The sequence below is a fragment of the Saccharothrix variisporea genome (assembly GCF_003634995.1).
Lineage (GTDB): Bacteria > Actinomycetota > Actinomycetes > Mycobacteriales > Pseudonocardiaceae > Actinosynnema > Actinosynnema variisporeum.
In genome coordinates, this window is sequence record NZ_RBXR01000001.1 from 6,817,015 (window position 1) to 6,832,702 (window position 15,688).

Consider the following 15,688-nt stretch of genomic DNA (forward strand, 5'->3'; position numbering starts at 1 on the left):
GGTCGGATGGCGTAGTAAAGCGATGTGGACCGAGGCGAAGAGGTGGTCAGGCAGCTGTACGGCCGGTGGCGCGGCCCGCTGCACGGCTACGTCCTGCGCCTGGTCGGCGGTGACCACCAGCAGGCCGAGGACGTCGTCCAGGAGACCCTGCTGCGGGCGTGGAAGCACGCCGACGAGCTGACCCCCGACGACGCCGGCCCCTGGCTCTACACCGTCGCCCGCAACCTGGTCATCTCCGGGTTCCGCAAGCGCAGCGGGCGCAACTCCGAGGTGCCGATCGAGCCCGCCGACCTGCCCCCGGTCGCCGACCAGGTGGACCACGTGCTCCAGAGCTGGCAGATCGCGGAGGCGCTGCGCGCGCTGACCCCGGACCACCGGTCCGTCGTGGTGGAGCTGTACTACCGCCGCCGCACGGTCAAGGAGGCCGCGGCGGTGCTCGGCGTCCCGCAGGGCACGGTGAAGTCGCGCTGCTTCTACGCCCTGCGGGCGCTGCGCGACGCGTTGGAGGAACGGGGGGTGACCGAGTCGTGAGCTGCACGCACACCGTCTCGCTCGGCGCCTACCTGCTGGGCGCGCTGGACCCGGCGGAGCGCTCGGCGTTCGAGGTGCACCTGCGCACCTGCGCGACCTGCCGCCGGGAGATGGTCCGGCTCGCGCCGCTGCCCGGCCTGCTCGCGCAGGTCGACCTGGCCGACCTGGACGTGCCGTTCGACGACCCGGTGCCCGACCCGGACCTGCTGCCGCTGCCACCGGTCGCCGCGCCGGAGCCGCCCGCACCGCGCCGGACGCCGACCCGTCGCCGGACCTTGGTGCTCCTGGGCGCCGGTCTGGTGGCTGTGCTGGTCGCGGTGGGTGTGCTGGTGTTCGCGCCGGCGCGCGAGCCCGACCCGGTGCACCTGGCCGCCGCCGACAGCGCGACCGGGGTGAGCGCCACGGCCGACCTGGTGGCCAAGGAGTGGGGCACCGAGATGTGGCTGACGATCAAGAACGCGCCCAAGGGCAAGAGGTGCAAGCTGGTCGTCCACGACCGCGCCGGGCGCGCCGAGATCGGCGGCTGGTGGGGTACCGACCACCCGGAGGACGCCCGCATCCCCGGCTCGACCTCCTTCGCCGTGGACCAGATCGAGCGGCTCGAAGTCGTCGTGGACACGCAGGTCCTGGTGTCCGTACGGCCCTGAACAGCGGCGTGGCAGGCGTCTAGGCGCACGAGCGCACGGGTACTCTGCCCCGCGTGCACCTCAAGAGCCTGACGCTGAAGGGCTTCAAGTCCTTCGCCTCGGCTACCACGCTGCGCTTCGAGCCGGGCATCACGTGCGTCGTCGGCCCCAACGGGTCCGGCAAGTCCAACGTGCTCGACGCGCTGCGCTGGGTGATGGGCACGCAGGGCGCGAAGGACCTGCGCGGCGGCAAGATGGAGGACGTCATCTTCGCCGGCACGTCCGGTCGCGCCCCGCTCGGCCGCGCCGAGGTGACGCTGACCATCGACAACTCCGACGGCATGCTGCCGATCGAGTACACCGAGGTGTCGATCACCCGCCGCATGTTCCGCGAGGGCGCCACCGAGTACGAGATCAACGGCAACTCGTGCCGCCTGATGGACATCCAGGAACTGCTGTCGGACTCCGGCATCGGCCGCGAGATGCACGTCATCGTCGGTCAGGGCCAGCTCGCCGCGATCCTGGAGTCCAAGCCCGAGGAGCGCCGGGCGTTCGTCGAGGAGGCCGCGGGCGTCCTCAAGCACCGCAAGCGCAAGGAGAAGGCGCTGCGGAAGCTGGAGGCGATGCAGGCCAACCTGACCCGCCTCACCGACCTGACCGCCGAGCTGCGCCGCCAGCTCAAGCCGCTGGGCAAGCAGGCCGAGATCGCCCGCCGCGCCCAGGTCGTGCAGTCCGAGCTGCGGGACGCGCGGATGCGCCTGCTGGCCGACGACCTGGTCACCCAGCGCGAGGCGCTGGCCCGCGAGGAGCAGGACGAGGCCAAGGCCCGCGCCCGGCGCGCCGAGGTCGAGCAGTCCCTCCAGATGGCCCAGTCGCAGCAGAACGAGCTGGAAGACCTGGTCGCGGCCGACGCGCCCAAGCTCCAGCAGGCCCAGGACACCTGGTACCGGCTGTCCGCGCTGGAGGAACGGCTGCGCGGCACCGTCCGGCTGGCCGTCGAGCGCGAACGGCACCTGTCGGCGTCCGTCGAGGCCCCGCGCGGCGGGCGCGACCCCGACGAGCTGGAGGCCGAGGCCGAGCAGACGGCGCTGTTGGAGCAGGAGCTCCAGGAGGGCGTGACGGAGGCCCGGATCGGGCTCGCCGAGGCCGTGGAGACCCGCGCCGAGCTGGAACGGATGGTGCAGGCGGCCGAGAAGGCGCACCTGGCCGCCGTGCGGGCCATCGCGGACCGGCGGGAGGGCTTGGCCCGGCTGTCCGGGCAGGTCGAGGCGCTGCGGTCGAAGACGTCGGCGACGGCTGAAGAGATCGAGCGCATGTCGGTCGCCCTGGCCGAGGCCGAGGAGCGGCTGGAGGTCGCGGCGCAGGAGTTGGCCGAGGGCCGTGAGGTCACCGGCACGGAAGACGAGGACGACGCCGGCCTCGACGAGCGGCACCGGCAGGCGGTGGAGGCCGACGAGGCCGCCCGTCGGCGGGTCGAGGAGCTGGTCAAGGCCGAGCGGACGGCCGAGCGGGACATCGCGTCCTGGAAGGCCCGCGTGGACGCCCTGTCCCTGGGGCTGACCCGCAAGGACGGGGCCGGGGCGTTGCTGGCGTCGCGGCTGCCGGGGCTGTTGGGCTCGGTGGCGGCGTTGTTGACCGTGGAGCCCGGGCACGAGGTGGCGTTGGCCGCGGCTCTGGGGCCGGTGGCGGACGCGGTCGCCGTGGAGTCCGGGACGGACGCGCTGGCCGCTCTGGAGCTGCTGAAGGAGCAGGACGCCGGGCGCGCGGGCGTGCTGGTGGGTGGTGCCGGCTCGGTCGACCGGGCGGGGTGGCCGACGCTGCCGCCTGGCGCTCGCTGGGCCGTCGACCTGGTGCACGCGCCCGAGGCGCTGAGGCCCGCCGTGCACCGGGCGTTGGACCGGCTGGCCGTGGTGGACGACCTGGCCGGCGCCCGGTCGCTCGTGGAGGCGTTCCCGCAGGTCCGGGCCGTGACCCGGGAGGGTGACGTGTTCGGCGCGGACTGGGCCGCGGGTGGCTCGGGGCGCAGCCAGAGCGTCATCGAGGTCCAGGCGGCGGTGGACGAGGCGTCGGAGAAGCTGGCGCTGGCCGAGCGCGCGTTGGAGCACGCCGCCGCCGCGCTGGAGGGCGCGCGGGCCGAGCAGCAGGCCAGGCGGGCCGAGGTCGGTGCGCTGAAGGAGCAGGTCAACGAGGCCAAGGTCCGGCGGGCGAGGTCTTCGGAGCGGCTGAACCGGCTGGCGGCGGCCGTGCGGTCGGCCGAGGCGGACGTGGAGCGGGTGCGGGTCCAGCGGGCCAAGGTCGAGGCGGCGCGCGAGGAGAACCTGCTCAAGCTCGCCGAGCTGGAGGAGCGTCTTCTCGTCGCCGAGGAACAGCCCTTGGACGACGAGCCCGACACCTCCCACCGCGACGAGGCCGCCGCGGAGCTGGCGTCGGCCCGCCAGAGCGAGATGGACGCCCGGCTGGCCCTGCGCACCGCCGAGGAGCGGGCGCGGGCGTTGCAGGGGAAGGCGGACGGCCTGCGTCGCGCGGCCCGCGCCGAGCGGGAGGCTCGCGAGCGCGCCGCTCGCGCCCACGCCGCTCGTGCCCGGGGTGCGGTGGTGGCGAAGGCTGTGGTGCGCGGGGGTGAGGTCGCCCTGGAGCGCATCGCGGTGTCGCTGGATCGTGCGGCGCGTGAGCGGGACGCCGCCCAGGAGCGGCGGACACAGCACGAAGCCCTGCTCAGCCAGGTCCGCAACCTGGTCCGCGAGATGTCGGTCGAGCTGGAGAAGCTGACCGACGCCGTGCACCGCGACGAGGTCCTGCGTGCCGAGCAGCGGATGCGCATCGAGCAGCTGGAGACCAAGGTCGCCGAGGACTTCGGCATCGGCCTGGAAGACCTGATCGCCGAGTACGGGCCGGACGTGTACGTGCCGCCCTCGGCGGGCGAGATGGCCGAGTACGAGGCCGCGAAGGAGCGCGGGGAGCTGGTCTCCGCGCCGCAGCCCGTGCCCTACGACCGGGACACCCAGGCTCGGCGGGCCAAGCGGGCGGAGCGGGACCTGTCGCTGCTGGGCAAGGTCAACCCGCTGGCGCTGGAGGAGTTCGCGGCGCTGGAGGAGCGGTACAAGTTCCTGTCCAACCAGCTGGAGGACATCAAGGCCACCCGCCGCGACCTGCTGACCGTGGTGAAGGAGGTCGACGACAAGATCCTGGAGGTCTTCACGTCGGCCTACGAGGACGTGGCCCGCGAGTTCGAGATCGTCTTCAAGGTGCTGTTCCCGGGCGGCGAGGGTCGGCTGGTGCTGACCGAGCCGGAGGACATGCTGACCACCGGCATCGAGCTGGAGGCCCGTCCACCGGGCAAGAAGGTCAAGCGGCTGTCGCTGCTGTCGGGTGGCGAGAAGTCCCTGGCGGCGGTGGCGATGCTGGTCGCGATCTTCCGGGCGCGGCCCTCGCCGTTCTACGTGATGGACGAGGTCGAGGCGGCCCTGGACGACACCAACCTGCACCGGTTGATCGGGCTGTTCGAGCAGCTGCGGGAGCGGTCGCAGCTGCTGATCATCACGCACCAGAAGCCGACGATGGAGATCGCGGACGCGTTGTACGGCGTGTCCATGCGGGGCGACGGCATCAGCCAGGTGATCTCGCAGCGGCTGCGCGGTCGCGAGGACTTGAAGCCGGGCAAGCCCGCACCCGCCGGGGTCGTGCCTGCCGAGGCTGTGCCCGCCGACGCGGTGCCTGCCGACGCCGCGCCCCAATCCCAGCCTGACCCGACGGCAGAGGCAGAGACTCAAGACCCGGCGTAGGCGGTTGTCGGCGCTTAGCGCTGCGGTTGCGCCCGTTAGGGCGCTGTTGGCACGCGCGAAGCGCGTGCACACCCCGGCCTGGGCTTTTCCGTTCTCCCCGTATGGCCTGCCCGAAGGGCTACCACATTTTCCCGGGGTTGCAGCCGAAAATTTTGTGAGGAACGAGCAAAATTTTTAGCGGCAACCCCGGGAAAATGTGGTTGCCTCCGCCAGGCCATACGGGGAGAACGGAAAAGCCCCCGCTTGTGACCTCCCCGGAGGCCTCCCAAGCCCGCTTTTGATCTTTTGATCTTTGGATCGCAGGGTTCGCTCACGAGCCCTCGCTTCGCGGGTTCGAACGGGACGCGCTTCGCGCTCGCAAGCTCGAACGCGCTTCGCGCTCTCAAGATCAAAAGCGGCGCTCGCCGCGCGGCAGGCCCCCGGGGGAGGAAGGGCGTCGTGGTTTCCCCGTACGGCCTGCCGGAGGCAACCACACTTTGCCAGGGTTGCCAAGAAAAATTGGCTCGTTCCTCGCAAATTTTTGTTGTCAACCCTGGCAAAGCGTGGTTGGGCTGCGCCCAGGCCGTACGGGGAAACCACGAGGCCCTTCCTGTGGGCTCTGCGGCCCTGGCTTCGCGCCTTCGGCGCGGAAAAGCGGCGCGGCCGGTGGTTCGACGGGTACAGCGGGCTTGCGGCCGGCGGCTGGAACCGGCGGGCCGGCGTTGTGGGCGCGCTGGTGGTGCACTGCGGTGGGCGAGCGCTGTGGTGGGGCGGCGGCAGTGCTGTGGGCGGTGGGGCGGCAGTGTGGTGGGGCGTTGGTAGCGGCGGGTGGAACAGGGGGTTGCTAGCGGCGCTCGTCTAGGGCGGCGGCTTCTGCTGGTGTCGGGGCGGTGCCGCCCAAGTGGGCGGGCTGCCACCACTGGCCCTCGCCCGGTTCCGGGTAGCGCGCCTGGGCCTCGTCCAGCAGTTCCTGCATGCGCTTGCGGAGTGCGTCGTCCGTCGTCGGCTCGATGGGCTCGCCGATGACGATCGTCACCGGCACGTGACGCTGGGTGAGGTTCTTCGACTTGCCCTTGGTCCACAGCCGTTGCGTGCCCCACAGGGCGACCGGCAGGAGCGGTACGCCGGCTTCCGCTGCCAGGCGTACCGCGCCGCTCTTGATGTCTTTCACGGTGAAGGACCGGCTGATGGTGGCTTCCGGGAAGATCCCGACCACCTCACCGGCCCGCAGTGCGTCCAGCGCCTGCTGGAAGGACTCCTGGCCGTTGGCGCGGTCCACCGGGATGTGGTGCATCCCGCGCATCAACGGGCCCGACACGCGGTGGCGGAACACCTCGTGCTTGGCCATGAACCTGACGAGCCGCTTCGCGGGCTGGGCGCCGTAGCCCGCGAAGATGAAGTCCAGGTAGCTGACGTGGTTGCTCGCCAGCACGGCCCCGCCGGTGGTCGGCACGTGGCGTGCGCCGTCCACGGTGATGCGCAGGTCGAGCACGCGGAACATGAGCTTGGCCGCGGCGATCACCGGCGGGTACACGCGATCTGGCATACCTCAACGGTACGCTACTGGCGGGTAATACCGGCCTCGTGTTCGCGGACCACCTTGGGGACGCCGGCCAGGTCCTCGTCGTTGCACAGCAACTTGAGGTTGTAGTACGGCGACCCCTTGGTGTCGTCGTAGTCCAGGTGGATCGCGATGACGTCGACCGGCTCGCCCAGCCAGTCCTGGGTCTGCCGGAGCCAGGAAGCGGCCCTTTCGAGTGCGCTGGGCAGGTCGTCGTCCCGGAAGTCCACCGGCCGGTAGGGAACTTCCTGCACCGCGTCCCGCTGGTTCGCGGGCATGGGAAGGTCTACCGCCACCCCGGTGTCGTTGAGTTCGAGTTGGATCGTTTCCTCACTCACGCAGTCGAGGGTCCACCACGCGCCGCTCGGCGGCAAGAGATGCGTCGCGTCAGGACACCCCGGTGACAACGGTGTCGTCGGGTCCGAGGACCCTGCCGGACTCCGCGCGCACCTCCAACGGGCGCACGGGGAGGCCCTGGGCGCGGTCCACCAGGACTGTGTGCGGTTCGCCGGGGGCGAAGCAGTGGCGTTCACCCCATTGGCGCAGTGCGACGATCACCGGGAAGAGGTCGCGGCCCTTGGCCGTCAGCTCGTACTCGCGGTGGAAGCCGCCGTCCGGCGCCGGCACGGGCCTCAGCACGCCGTGCGCCACCAGCTCCCGCAGCCGGGCGCCGAGCATGTTCTTGGCCACACCCAGGCTGCGCTGGAAGTCCGTCAGCCGCCGGACCCCGTCGAACGCGTCGCGCACGATCAGCAGCGACCACCAGTCGCCGACCGCGTCCACCGACCGCGAGACCGGGCACCAGGCTTGTTCGAAGTGCACGCGCCGCACCGCCATGACGCCTCCCGGGCCGGTACGAGTGTGGTCCGCCCATCGTGGACCGGTTCGGCGGACTCCGCTCGCTCAACGGCGACCAGGCAAGATCACCCGTGTCCACGCCCGAAAACTCCCTCGCGTTCGCCGCACCGGCGAGTGACTATTCCGGGCATGTATGACATCCGCCTCGCCGGCCAGGACGACCTGGGCGCGGTGCTCGCCCTGCTCGTCCGGCTCCAAGCCGACACCGCGCACCACATCGGCTACCTCGGTGAGACGCTCGGGGAGCTGACCGAAGAACTCACCGAATTCGAGCCCGACTGGCCCTCGTGCACCGTGGTGGCCACCGACGACTCCGGCCGCGTGTGCGGTGTGCTCAGCGTCGAGGTGGACCACGAGCTGCGCCGGGCGTTCCTGCACGGACCGTTCGTCGACGTACCGGTCAACCACCCGGCCGGCAGCCGCATCTGGGACCAGACCTCCGACGCCCTCTACGCCCACGCCCAACCCCTCCTGGAAGGCATCGCCGACCGCGAGGTCTACGGGCACACCCTGCACCGCAGGCTGGCCGCGTTCGCCGAGCGCCACGGCTTCACCGCGGGCCGGGCCAGCAGCATCCACGTCCTGGACGGCGACGGCCTGCGCGGCCTGCTGCTGCGCGAGGCGAGCTGCCCGCGCACGGGTCCGGCGCGCGAGATGCGCGTGCTGCCGACCGAGGCCGCCGTCCACGAGGCGGTGGCCGTGCTGCACGAGCGCTGTTTCCCCAAGACCTACCTGTCCGGCCGGCAACTGGTCGACGGCAGCCGGGACCACACCGTCGTCGTCGCGATGGACGGCGGCAAGGTCCTCGGCTACGCCGCCGGCAAGGCCGAACCCGGCGAGTACTACGTCGACTTCGTGGCCGTGGAACCCGACGTGCGCGGCAAGGGGGTCGGTGCCGCGTTGATCACCGAACTCGTCTGGAAGCTCGCCGAGCGCTTCGGCGCCCGCCCCCAAGCCGCCGCCGCCATCCTGGCCGGCAACACGTCGTCCCACCGCATGTTCGACCGCCTCGGCTTCCGCCGGACTCTCGAACTGGTCGCCTACCGCTCCAAGGCCGCCTAAGCCGCCTTCACGCTCACCGCCTCGTCCACCTCCGGCGGTGTGTACCCCTTGTGCCGCAACGACAACAAGCCGCCCACGACGAGCGTCACCAGCACGCCCATCGGCGTGTACCACGGGTACGCCAACGGCTTGGAGGTCGCGGTGGCCGCCGAGAAGTCGAGCGTCGCCGCGGCCTCCGGGCCGACGAACTTCACGCCCAGGATCACGAACGCCATCACGACCACGGTCGTCACGAACGCCACGATCGCGTCGGTCTGCTTGGCCTTGCGGAACAACAACCCCAGCAGGAACGCGCCCAGCAGGGCGCCGTAGGTGAACCCGGCGATCGACAGGCCCTGTTCCACGATCGGGTTCCCGCGCCGCGTCAGCGACGCGAACAGCCCGGCGAACACGATCAGCAGACCGGCCCACACCACGGTCCAGATCCGACCCTGCCGCAACACCTCGGCCTCGCTCATCGGCCGCCGCACCAGCTTCTGGTACACGTCGGTCACCGTGGACGACGCCAGCGCGCCCAGCGACGACGACAGCGCCGCCGCGAGGATGCCCGCGATCACGAACCCGCTCAGCCCGGACGGCATGTCCTGCACGATGAAGTTGGCGAAGAGTTCGTCGTTGTTGTTGAGCTTCAGGTCCTTCACCGGGTTCGCGCCCTTGTAGAACGCCCACAACATCACGCCGATGAACAGGAACAACGCGAACTGGAGGAACACCACGACACCGCTGGCGATCAGCGCCTTCTGCGACGCCCGGACGTCCCGCGTGGCCATGAGCCGCTGCACGATCAGCTGGTCAGCGCCGTGCGAGGCCATCGACAGCACCGCGCCGCCGATGAACGCGGTCGGGATCGCATAAGGCGAGATGAACGGGTTGGCGGCGAAGTCGAGGATCTGGAACTTGCCCGCGTCGGCCGCCGCGGAGAACCAGCCGTCGGGCAGCTTGCCGGACAGCACCACGATCACCGCGACCGCGCCGAGGACGTACCAGAGCATCTGGATGGCGTCGACCCACACCACGGCCCGCACGCCACCGAGGAAGCTGTAGACGACCATCGCCGCGCCCAACACGACCACGATGGCCCAGTAGGACGCCTGCACCCCGTAGGCCGCCAGCACGACCTTCACGGGGATCGCCGTGGCGAACAGCCGCAGGCCGTCCGCGAGCAGTCGGGTGATCAGGAACGTCACCGACGCCGTGGACTGCAACCCGCCGCCGAACCGCTTGCCCAGGAACCCGTACGCCGTGATCAGGTTGCCCGCGATGTACTTGGGCAGCAGCACGAACGACACCACGATCCGGCCCAGCAGGTAGCCGATCGACAGCGACAGGAACGTCATCGTGCCGCCGTAGGCGACCGTCGGCACGGACAGCACGGTCAGCGTGGACGTCTCCGCGGACACCACCGACACGCACACGACCCACCACGAGATGCGCCGCTCGCTGACGAAGTAGTCCGTGGCGGAGCGCTGCCGGCCGCCGATCCACACCCCCAGCAGCGGCATCCCCACCAGGAACAGCACGATGATGGCGACATCAAGTGCGCGCACGGTGTCCTCCAATCACTTTGAGCCCGGTGACGGCGGTGGTCACGGGCTCGGGCAGGCGCAGGGGTTCGCGGCCGGGGGTGATCGAGCCGAGCAGGCGCGGGCCGGACGCGCCGGTGGCGGAGGGGACGTTGGCGGGCACGCCGTGCCAGGTCAGGAAGCCGAGCAGGGCGGTCAGGTAGGCCTCCTTGGCGTCGCCGGGCAGGCCCAGTTCGTCGCTGGTGCGCAGCTCGACCCGGGCCTTGAGGGCGTTCACCAGGACGGGGTTGCGCATCCCGCCGCCGGACCCGATCACCAGCCCGTCGCACTCGGCGGCGATCGTGCGGGCGGTCAGCTCGGTGAGGGTGGCCAGGAAGTCCTCGGCCTGGACCACCAGTCCCTCGGTCATCCGGTCCAGGTAGGCGCGGTTGAAGTGCTCCTTGCCGGTGGACTTCGGCGGCGGCAGGGCGTAGTAGGGGTCGGCGAGGAGCCGGTCGAGCAGCTCTTCGTGCACCCGGCCGCGTGCGGCGAACTCGCCGTCCACGTCGCACGTGCGCAGGCCGTTCGAGAGGACGGTCATGGCCGCGTCCATCAGGGCGTTGCCCGGCCCGGTGTCGTAGGCGATCACACCTTCGGGCGAAACCTTCGTGACGTTCGCGATGCCGCCGATGTTCAGGGCGACGGCGTTGCCCAGCCCGGCGAGCCACAGGGCGTCGAGGGTGCTCGCGAGGGGTGCGCCGTGGCCGCCGGCGGCGACGTCCCGGACGCGGAAGTCGGCGACGACCGGGAGCCCGGTCCGTTCGGCGATCCACGCGGGCGCGCCGACCTGGAGCGTGCCCAGGCACCGGCCGCCCTCGACCCAGTGGTGCACGGTCTGGCCGAGCGAGGCGACCAGGTCGGCTTCGTGGTCCTGCGCCGCCGTCGCGAACAGCTGTCCCAGTCGGGTGTCCAGCACGCACAGGTCGGCGGCGCTCGTGGGTGGCTCGCGTAGCTCGGGCGGGAACGGGTGCTCGGCGTGGGCGATCGGGCGCAGCACGACGGTCGGGCCGTCGAACGAGAAGTCGCCGACGGCCACGTCCACGGCGTCCATCGACGTCCCGGAGATGAGCCCGATCACCCTCACGCCCTGTGTCCTATTCCACACAGACCGCACGCGCAAGGGGCTCGGTGGGAAAGTTGCCGGAAATCAACCTAGCTTGTTGGATTGTCACGGAACGTGGCGTGCGAGGATTGCGGAGTGTCCACGGAGCTTGTGATCTGGATCGTCGTCGTTGTCGCGGCCCTGCTCGCGGTCGCCCTCGTGACCGGTGTCGTGCTGTCGCGCAAGCGGCGCATCAGCCTCACCGAACCCGAAGAGGACAAGCCGGCCGTCAAGGGGAACTACCAGGCCGGCAGCGGGGTGACGTTCGCCCCCAAGGTCACCGAGCCGAAACCCGCGGACACCAAGCCGGCGGACACCAAGCCCTCCGGCGCGACCGCCGCCGACGCCGCGCCCGCTGACACCGCGCCAGCCGACACCGCGCCGGTCGAGACGCCCGTCCCGCCCGTCGACACCGCCACCCCCACCACGCCGTCCGACACCGCCCCGGTCGAGCACCCGGTCGCCGACCGCACCGAGGTGGACGGCCAGCCGGGCGTCGGCGACGACGCCAGCGTCCCCCGCGACTCGGTCAAGCGCGGCTTCGTCGACGTCGACCTCCCCGTCGAGGCCTCCGAGATCGAGGAGATCGAGCCCACCGCCGGCCGGCTGGAACGACTGCGCGGCAAGCTCTCCCGGTCCCGCTCGACGCTCGGCCAGGGCCTGCTCGGCCTGCTCGGCGCGGGCGACCTCGACGAGGACTCGTGGACCGACGTCGAGGACACCCTGCTCATGGCCGACCTCGGCGCGGCCGTGACCGACCAGGTCGTCACCAACCTGCGCGAGCGCATCGCGACCCGGGGCGTCCGGACCTCCGACGACGCCCGCGCGCTGCTGCGGGAGGTGCTGGTCGAGGCGCTGCACCCGGACATGGACCGGTCCGTGCACGCCCTCCCGCACTCCGGCAAGCCCGCCGTCGTGCTCGTGGTCGGCGTGAACGGCGTCGGCAAGACCACCACCACCGGCAAGCTGGCCCGCGTCCTGGTCGCCGACGGCCGGTCCGTGCTGCTGGGCGCGGCGGACACCTTCCGCGCCGCCGCCGCCGACCAGTTGGAGACCTGGGGCTCGCGGGTCGGCGCGCAGACCGTGCGCGGCGCCGAGGGCGCGGACCCGGCGTCGGTCGCGTTCGAAGCGGTCAAGCAGGGCGTGGCGGCGGGCGTGGACACCGTCCTGGTCGACACCGCCGGCCGCCTGCACACCAAGACCGGCCTGATGGACGAGCTGGGCAAGGTCAAGCGCGTGGTGGAGAAGCAGGCCGAGGTGGACGAGGTGCTGCTGGTGCTCGACGCCACCACCGGTCAGAACGGGCTCACCCAGGCCCGGGTGTTCGCCGAGGTGGTCGACGTGACCGGCATCGTGCTGACCAAGCTCGACGGCACCGCCAAGGGCGGCATCGTCTTCCAGGTGCAGCGCGAACTGGGCGTGCCGGTCAAGCTCGTCGGGCTCGGCGAGGGCGCCGACCACCTGGCGCCCTTCGAGCCGGCCGCGTTCGTCGACGCCCTGCTGGGCTGAGCGTCACGGGCAGTGGTGCCAGCACTCCTTGACCTCCCGGCGCTCCGGGAAGACGTGGTAGTGCAACGGCTCCATCGCGGACCGCACCACGTACGGCCCGGCGGGTTCCTGCGGCTGTGGCACGACGTACCGCAGCCGCCCGGTCTCCGGCGTCCGCCAGTCGTCCCGGTTGGTCGCCCGGACGCGCGCGCCGGGGTAGGTCCGGCGGTACCGCGCGATCAGGTCTACCAGCCACTGCACCCGGTCCGCGGGCTGGTCCGCCGGCACCGGCTCCAGCCGGGACCCGTCGGACCAGCGGCCCACCACCTGGCGGTCGTCCCAGTGCAGGGTCAGCGTGCGTCCCTCGTAAGTCACGCGGGAGATCATCACCGCTGACGTCCCGCCGGGCACGACGGGGTAGCTCGATCGTGTGGTCAGTCGCGCAGCTTGGCCAGCAGCGGCCCGAGCTCCCGGTCGCCGGTGACGTGCCCGAACGCGTCGCTCAACGCCGCCTCGTACACCGGGAGGGCTTCCGCCAGCACTTCACGCCCGAGCGGCGTGATCCCCGTGTAGACCCGCCGCCGGTCCCGCTCGCAGTGCCGGCGCTCGGTCAGGCCCGTCCGTTCCAGGCGCAGGACGAGCCGGCTGACCGAACTCTGGTTGAGCTGCGTGACGTCCTCCAGTTCCTGCATGTGCAGCTCGCCCAACTCGGAGTTGGCGAGCGCGACGAGCGCGAGGAACTCGGAGAACCCGATGTCGGCGCGCCGCTGCAGGACCTTCTGCATGGCGCCGCCGACCCGGGCGTGCAGCGCGGACAGCCGGGCCCAGAGCTGTCCGTCGCTGGAGAGGGCCACCGTGCGTCCAGTGCTGTCCGTCATGGCGGCCTCCCAGTTCTATGGTCGTACATACATATGTTAGCGCGCCGGTGCTGTGCGCGAGGTGAGCTTGAGCCCCACCACGCCGCCGATGATCAGGACGAAGCAGGCGACCTTCAGCGGCGACAGCGACTCGTGGAACACGATGGTCCCGAAGACGACCGTGCCGACCGACCCGATCCCGGTCCAGACGGTGTAACCGACGCCGACGTCGAGCGTCTTCACGGCGAGGCTGAGGAAGAAGATCCCGCCCGCCGCCGCGAGCACGGTCGTGATCGACCAGCCGAGGTGCGTGAAGCCTTCGGACCCGTTGGTCCCGAGGGCGAACACCACCTCGAAGACGGCCGCGATCAGCACGTAGGTCCAGGCACGCTTGTGGTTGTCCATCGAAGTCCTCCAGTGGTGTGGGGGTTCAGGCGCCGGCCGCGACGCGGAGGCCGATGACGCCGAGGATGATCACGCCGAAGCACAGGGCGCGAGCGAGGTTGAGGCGCTCCTTGAACAGGAAGACGCCGAACACGACCGTGCCGATGGACCCGATGCCGGTCCAGATCGTGTAGCCGACCCCGACGTCGAGCGTTCGCAGGGCGAGGCTGAGGAAGAAGATCCCGCCGGCTGCGGCGATGAGCGTCACCACGGACGGCAGCGGGCGGGTGAACCCCTTCGACGCTCGTGTGCCCAGGGCGAAGACGATCTCGAAGACGGTGGCGATGGCGAGGTGGAGCCAGTGCATGGGGCGACCTTCCGTGACAGGTGCATGTGCATTAACTGTATGCACATGAATATAAGTCGGTCAACGGAGATCCACACCACCTCCCGCCACCCCTCAACTCCAACGATCCAGCCTGCCGCCCCTGCCCCTGCCCCTGCCCTGCCCCCGCCTCCCCCGCCTCCCGCGCCCCTCGCGCCCGCGGCCCCGCGCCCGCGCCTCGCGCCCGCGCCGCCACCCACGCTGCCGCGCCCCCGCCTCCGCCCTCGCTCCCGCCGGCGCCGCCCCGCGCCGCCCGCAGGGCGAGGCATGCCATGCCGGGGGGTGGGGGTTGGCGAGGGGTGGGCGGCGCACACGGGGATGGGACACCCAGGGCGGGCGCGGCGCGGCGCGGCGGGCGGCGCAGGGCGGGCGGCGCCTGTGGGGGCGAGGCGCGCGGGGGTGAGGTGAGGTGGGCGGCGCAGGGCGGGCGGCGTGCTGGGGGCGAGGCAGTCGGGCGGCGCGGGGTGGGGCGGCGCGGGGTGGGGCGGCGCGGGGCAGGCGACGCCCCCTGGGGTCGGCACGGCGGCGTGGCGGGCGGCGGAGGCGGGCGGCGCATCCAGGGGGCGGGCGCGGAGCGGGGCGGGCGGTGGGCGGTGTTGTGTGCGCCTGGGTAGTTGACCGGTCGTCTACTTCGACCGCGCCGGCTGTCGGGTCGTCCGGCCGTCTGTCGGTCAGGCCAGGGCCGACTGGGCGGACAGGCGCTTCGCGATCTCCAGGACCTCGGGCAGGATCCGCTCGACCGCCTCCTTGGTCAGCCGCCCCTCCGGCCCGGACACCGACACCGCCGCCAACGTCGGTGCACCCACCAGCGGCACGGCGATGCACCGCACACCCAGCTCCTGCTCGCTCTCGTCGAGCGCGTACCCCTGCTCCGCGATCCGGTCCAGCGAAGCCAGCAACTCCTCGGCGTCCGTGATCGTGTTCGGCGTGTAGGCCGGCAACCCGGTCCGCTCCAGCAGCGCCCGCACCTCGTCCCGCGGCAGCTGCGACAAGATCGCCTTCCCCACCCCGGTCCCGTGCGGCAGCAACCTCCGCCCGACCTCGGTGAACATGCGCATCGAGTGCCGCGACGGCACCTGTGCCACGTACACGACCTCGTCCCCGTCGAGCACGGCCAGGTTCGCCGTCTCCTCCACCTGGTCCACCAACGCCGCCAGGAACGGCCGCGCCCACGTGCCGAACTGCCGGGACGCGCTCTCGCCCAGCCGGATCAGGCGGGACCCCAGCGTGTACCGGCGGTTGCTGTTCTGCCGCACGTACCCCAGCGTGACCAGGGTCCGGATCAACCGGTGGATGGTCGGCAGCGGCAGGCCGGACGTCGTCGCCAGCTCCGACAGGCTCGCCTCGCCGCCCGCGTCGGCGAGCCGTTCGAGCAGGTCGAAGGCACGCTGTAGGGACTGGACCCCGCCCGAGGACTCCCGTGCCATCCTGACCAACCCCTCCGTTGCCGTTCCGCGATGCGATAACTATAGTCCGCGAAGTAGAAACCAGCGCCAGGAAGGTGGAACCCC

15 protein-coding genes are annotated in these 15,688 nt (G+C 71.6%); 5 read left to right on the top strand and 10 right to left on the bottom strand.

The genetic code is table 11. The features are described 5' to 3' along the window. Positions 1 to 42 precede the first annotated feature (42 nt). Genes DFJ66_RS31045 through smc form a run of 3 tightly spaced genes read left to right on the top strand, consistent with a single transcriptional unit; the run spans position 43 to position 4,939 of the window. Entirely contained in the window at positions 43 to 531 is a 489-nt protein-coding gene (locus DFJ66_RS31045; protein WP_246029969.1) for a sigma-70 family RNA polymerase sigma factor, read from the top strand. Further along, the gene (locus DFJ66_RS31050; protein WP_121226412.1) at positions 528 to 1,178 is read left to right on the top strand and encodes an anti-sigma factor family protein; all 651 of its coding nucleotides are present in this window, start codon (positions 528 to 530) and stop codon (positions 1,176 to 1,178) included. The genes DFJ66_RS31045 and DFJ66_RS31050 overlap by 4 nt, the downstream gene beginning before the upstream one ends. 53 nt (positions 1,179 to 1,231) lie before the next feature. Then, positions 1,232 to 4,939 (top strand): chromosome segregation protein SMC, encoded by a 3,708-nt coding sequence (gene smc, locus DFJ66_RS31055; protein WP_170199761.1) that lies wholly within the window; start codon positions 1,232 to 1,234, stop codon positions 4,937 to 4,939. An 823-nt stretch (positions 4,940 to 5,762) separates the two neighbouring features. On the opposite strand, the gene DFJ66_RS31060 is transcribed toward smc, so the two are convergent. Genes DFJ66_RS31060 through DFJ66_RS31070 form a run of 3 tightly spaced genes read right to left on the bottom strand, consistent with a single transcriptional unit; the run spans position 5,763 to position 7,316 of the window. Next, positions 5,763 to 6,464 (bottom strand): lysophospholipid acyltransferase family protein, encoded by a 702-nt coding sequence (locus DFJ66_RS31060; protein WP_121226414.1) that lies wholly within the window; start codon positions 6,462 to 6,464, stop codon positions 5,763 to 5,765. Positions 6,465 to 6,478: 14 nt separating this feature from the next. Next, complete coding sequence (locus DFJ66_RS31065; RefSeq protein ID WP_121226416.1) at positions 6,479 to 6,817, bottom strand: hypothetical protein; 339 nt, start codon at positions 6,815 to 6,817, stop codon at positions 6,479 to 6,481. Positions 6,818 to 6,866: 49 nt separating this feature from the next. After that, positions 6,867 to 7,316 carry a winged helix-turn-helix transcriptional regulator gene (locus DFJ66_RS31070; protein ID WP_121226418.1) on the bottom strand — a complete coding sequence of 150 codons (450 nt, stop codon included), beginning with the start codon at positions 7,314 to 7,316 and terminating at the stop codon, positions 6,867 to 6,869. A 150-nt stretch (positions 7,317 to 7,466) separates the two neighbouring features. On the opposite strand from DFJ66_RS31070, the gene DFJ66_RS31075 reads away from it, so the two are divergent. Continuing rightward, a complete protein-coding gene (locus DFJ66_RS31075) occupies positions 7,467 to 8,399 on the top strand; it encodes a GNAT family N-acetyltransferase (RefSeq protein WP_121226420.1) in 933 nt (310 codons plus the stop codon). Here the strand turns inward: DFJ66_RS31075 and DFJ66_RS31080 are convergent. Together DFJ66_RS31080 and DFJ66_RS31085 are read right to left on the bottom strand one after the other, a co-directional pair. Next, positions 8,396 to 9,946, bottom strand: coding sequence for a sodium:solute symporter (locus DFJ66_RS31080; protein WP_121226422.1), 1,551 nt, complete (start codon positions 9,944 to 9,946; stop codon positions 8,396 to 8,398). The two genes, DFJ66_RS31075 and DFJ66_RS31080, sit on opposite strands and share 4 nt — an antisense overlap. Then, positions 9,933 to 11,045 (bottom strand): anhydro-N-acetylmuramic acid kinase, encoded by a 1,113-nt coding sequence (locus DFJ66_RS31085; protein WP_121226424.1) that lies wholly within the window; start codon positions 11,043 to 11,045, stop codon positions 9,933 to 9,935. The genes DFJ66_RS31080 and DFJ66_RS31085 overlap by 14 nt, the downstream gene beginning before the upstream one ends. Before the next feature lie 114 nt (positions 11,046 to 11,159). Between DFJ66_RS31085 and ftsY the strand changes: the two genes are divergently transcribed. Continuing rightward, complete coding sequence (gene ftsY, locus DFJ66_RS31090; protein ID WP_121226426.1) at positions 11,160 to 12,572, top strand: signal recognition particle-docking protein FtsY; 1,413 nt, start codon at positions 11,160 to 11,162, stop codon at positions 12,570 to 12,572. A gap of 3 nt (positions 12,573 to 12,575) precedes the next feature. Here the strand turns inward: ftsY and DFJ66_RS31095 are convergent, their stop codons facing one another. From DFJ66_RS31095 to DFJ66_RS31115, 5 genes are all read right to left on the bottom strand, one after another. After that, complete coding sequence (locus DFJ66_RS31095) at positions 12,576 to 12,926, bottom strand: hypothetical protein (RefSeq protein ID WP_147459408.1); 351 nt, start codon at positions 12,924 to 12,926, stop codon at positions 12,576 to 12,578. A 59-nt stretch (positions 12,927 to 12,985) separates the two neighbouring features. After that, a complete protein-coding gene (locus DFJ66_RS31100) occupies positions 12,986 to 13,429 on the bottom strand; it encodes a MarR family winged helix-turn-helix transcriptional regulator (protein WP_121226430.1) in 444 nt (147 codons plus the stop codon). 36 nt (positions 13,430 to 13,465) lie between these two features. Beyond that, a complete protein-coding gene (locus DFJ66_RS31105; RefSeq protein ID WP_121226432.1) occupies positions 13,466 to 13,813 on the bottom strand; it encodes a DMT family transporter in 348 nt (115 codons plus the stop codon). A 25-nt stretch (positions 13,814 to 13,838) separates the two neighbouring features. Then, on the bottom strand, positions 13,839 to 14,159 hold the full coding sequence (locus DFJ66_RS31110; RefSeq protein WP_121226433.1) for a DMT family transporter: 321 nt from the start codon (positions 14,157 to 14,159) through the stop codon (positions 13,839 to 13,841). A 689-nt stretch (positions 14,160 to 14,848) separates the two neighbouring features. After that, complete coding sequence (locus DFJ66_RS31115) at positions 14,849 to 15,604, bottom strand: IclR family transcriptional regulator (RefSeq protein ID WP_121226435.1); 756 nt, start codon at positions 15,602 to 15,604, stop codon at positions 14,849 to 14,851. Positions 15,605 to 15,688: the final 84 nt, after the last annotated feature.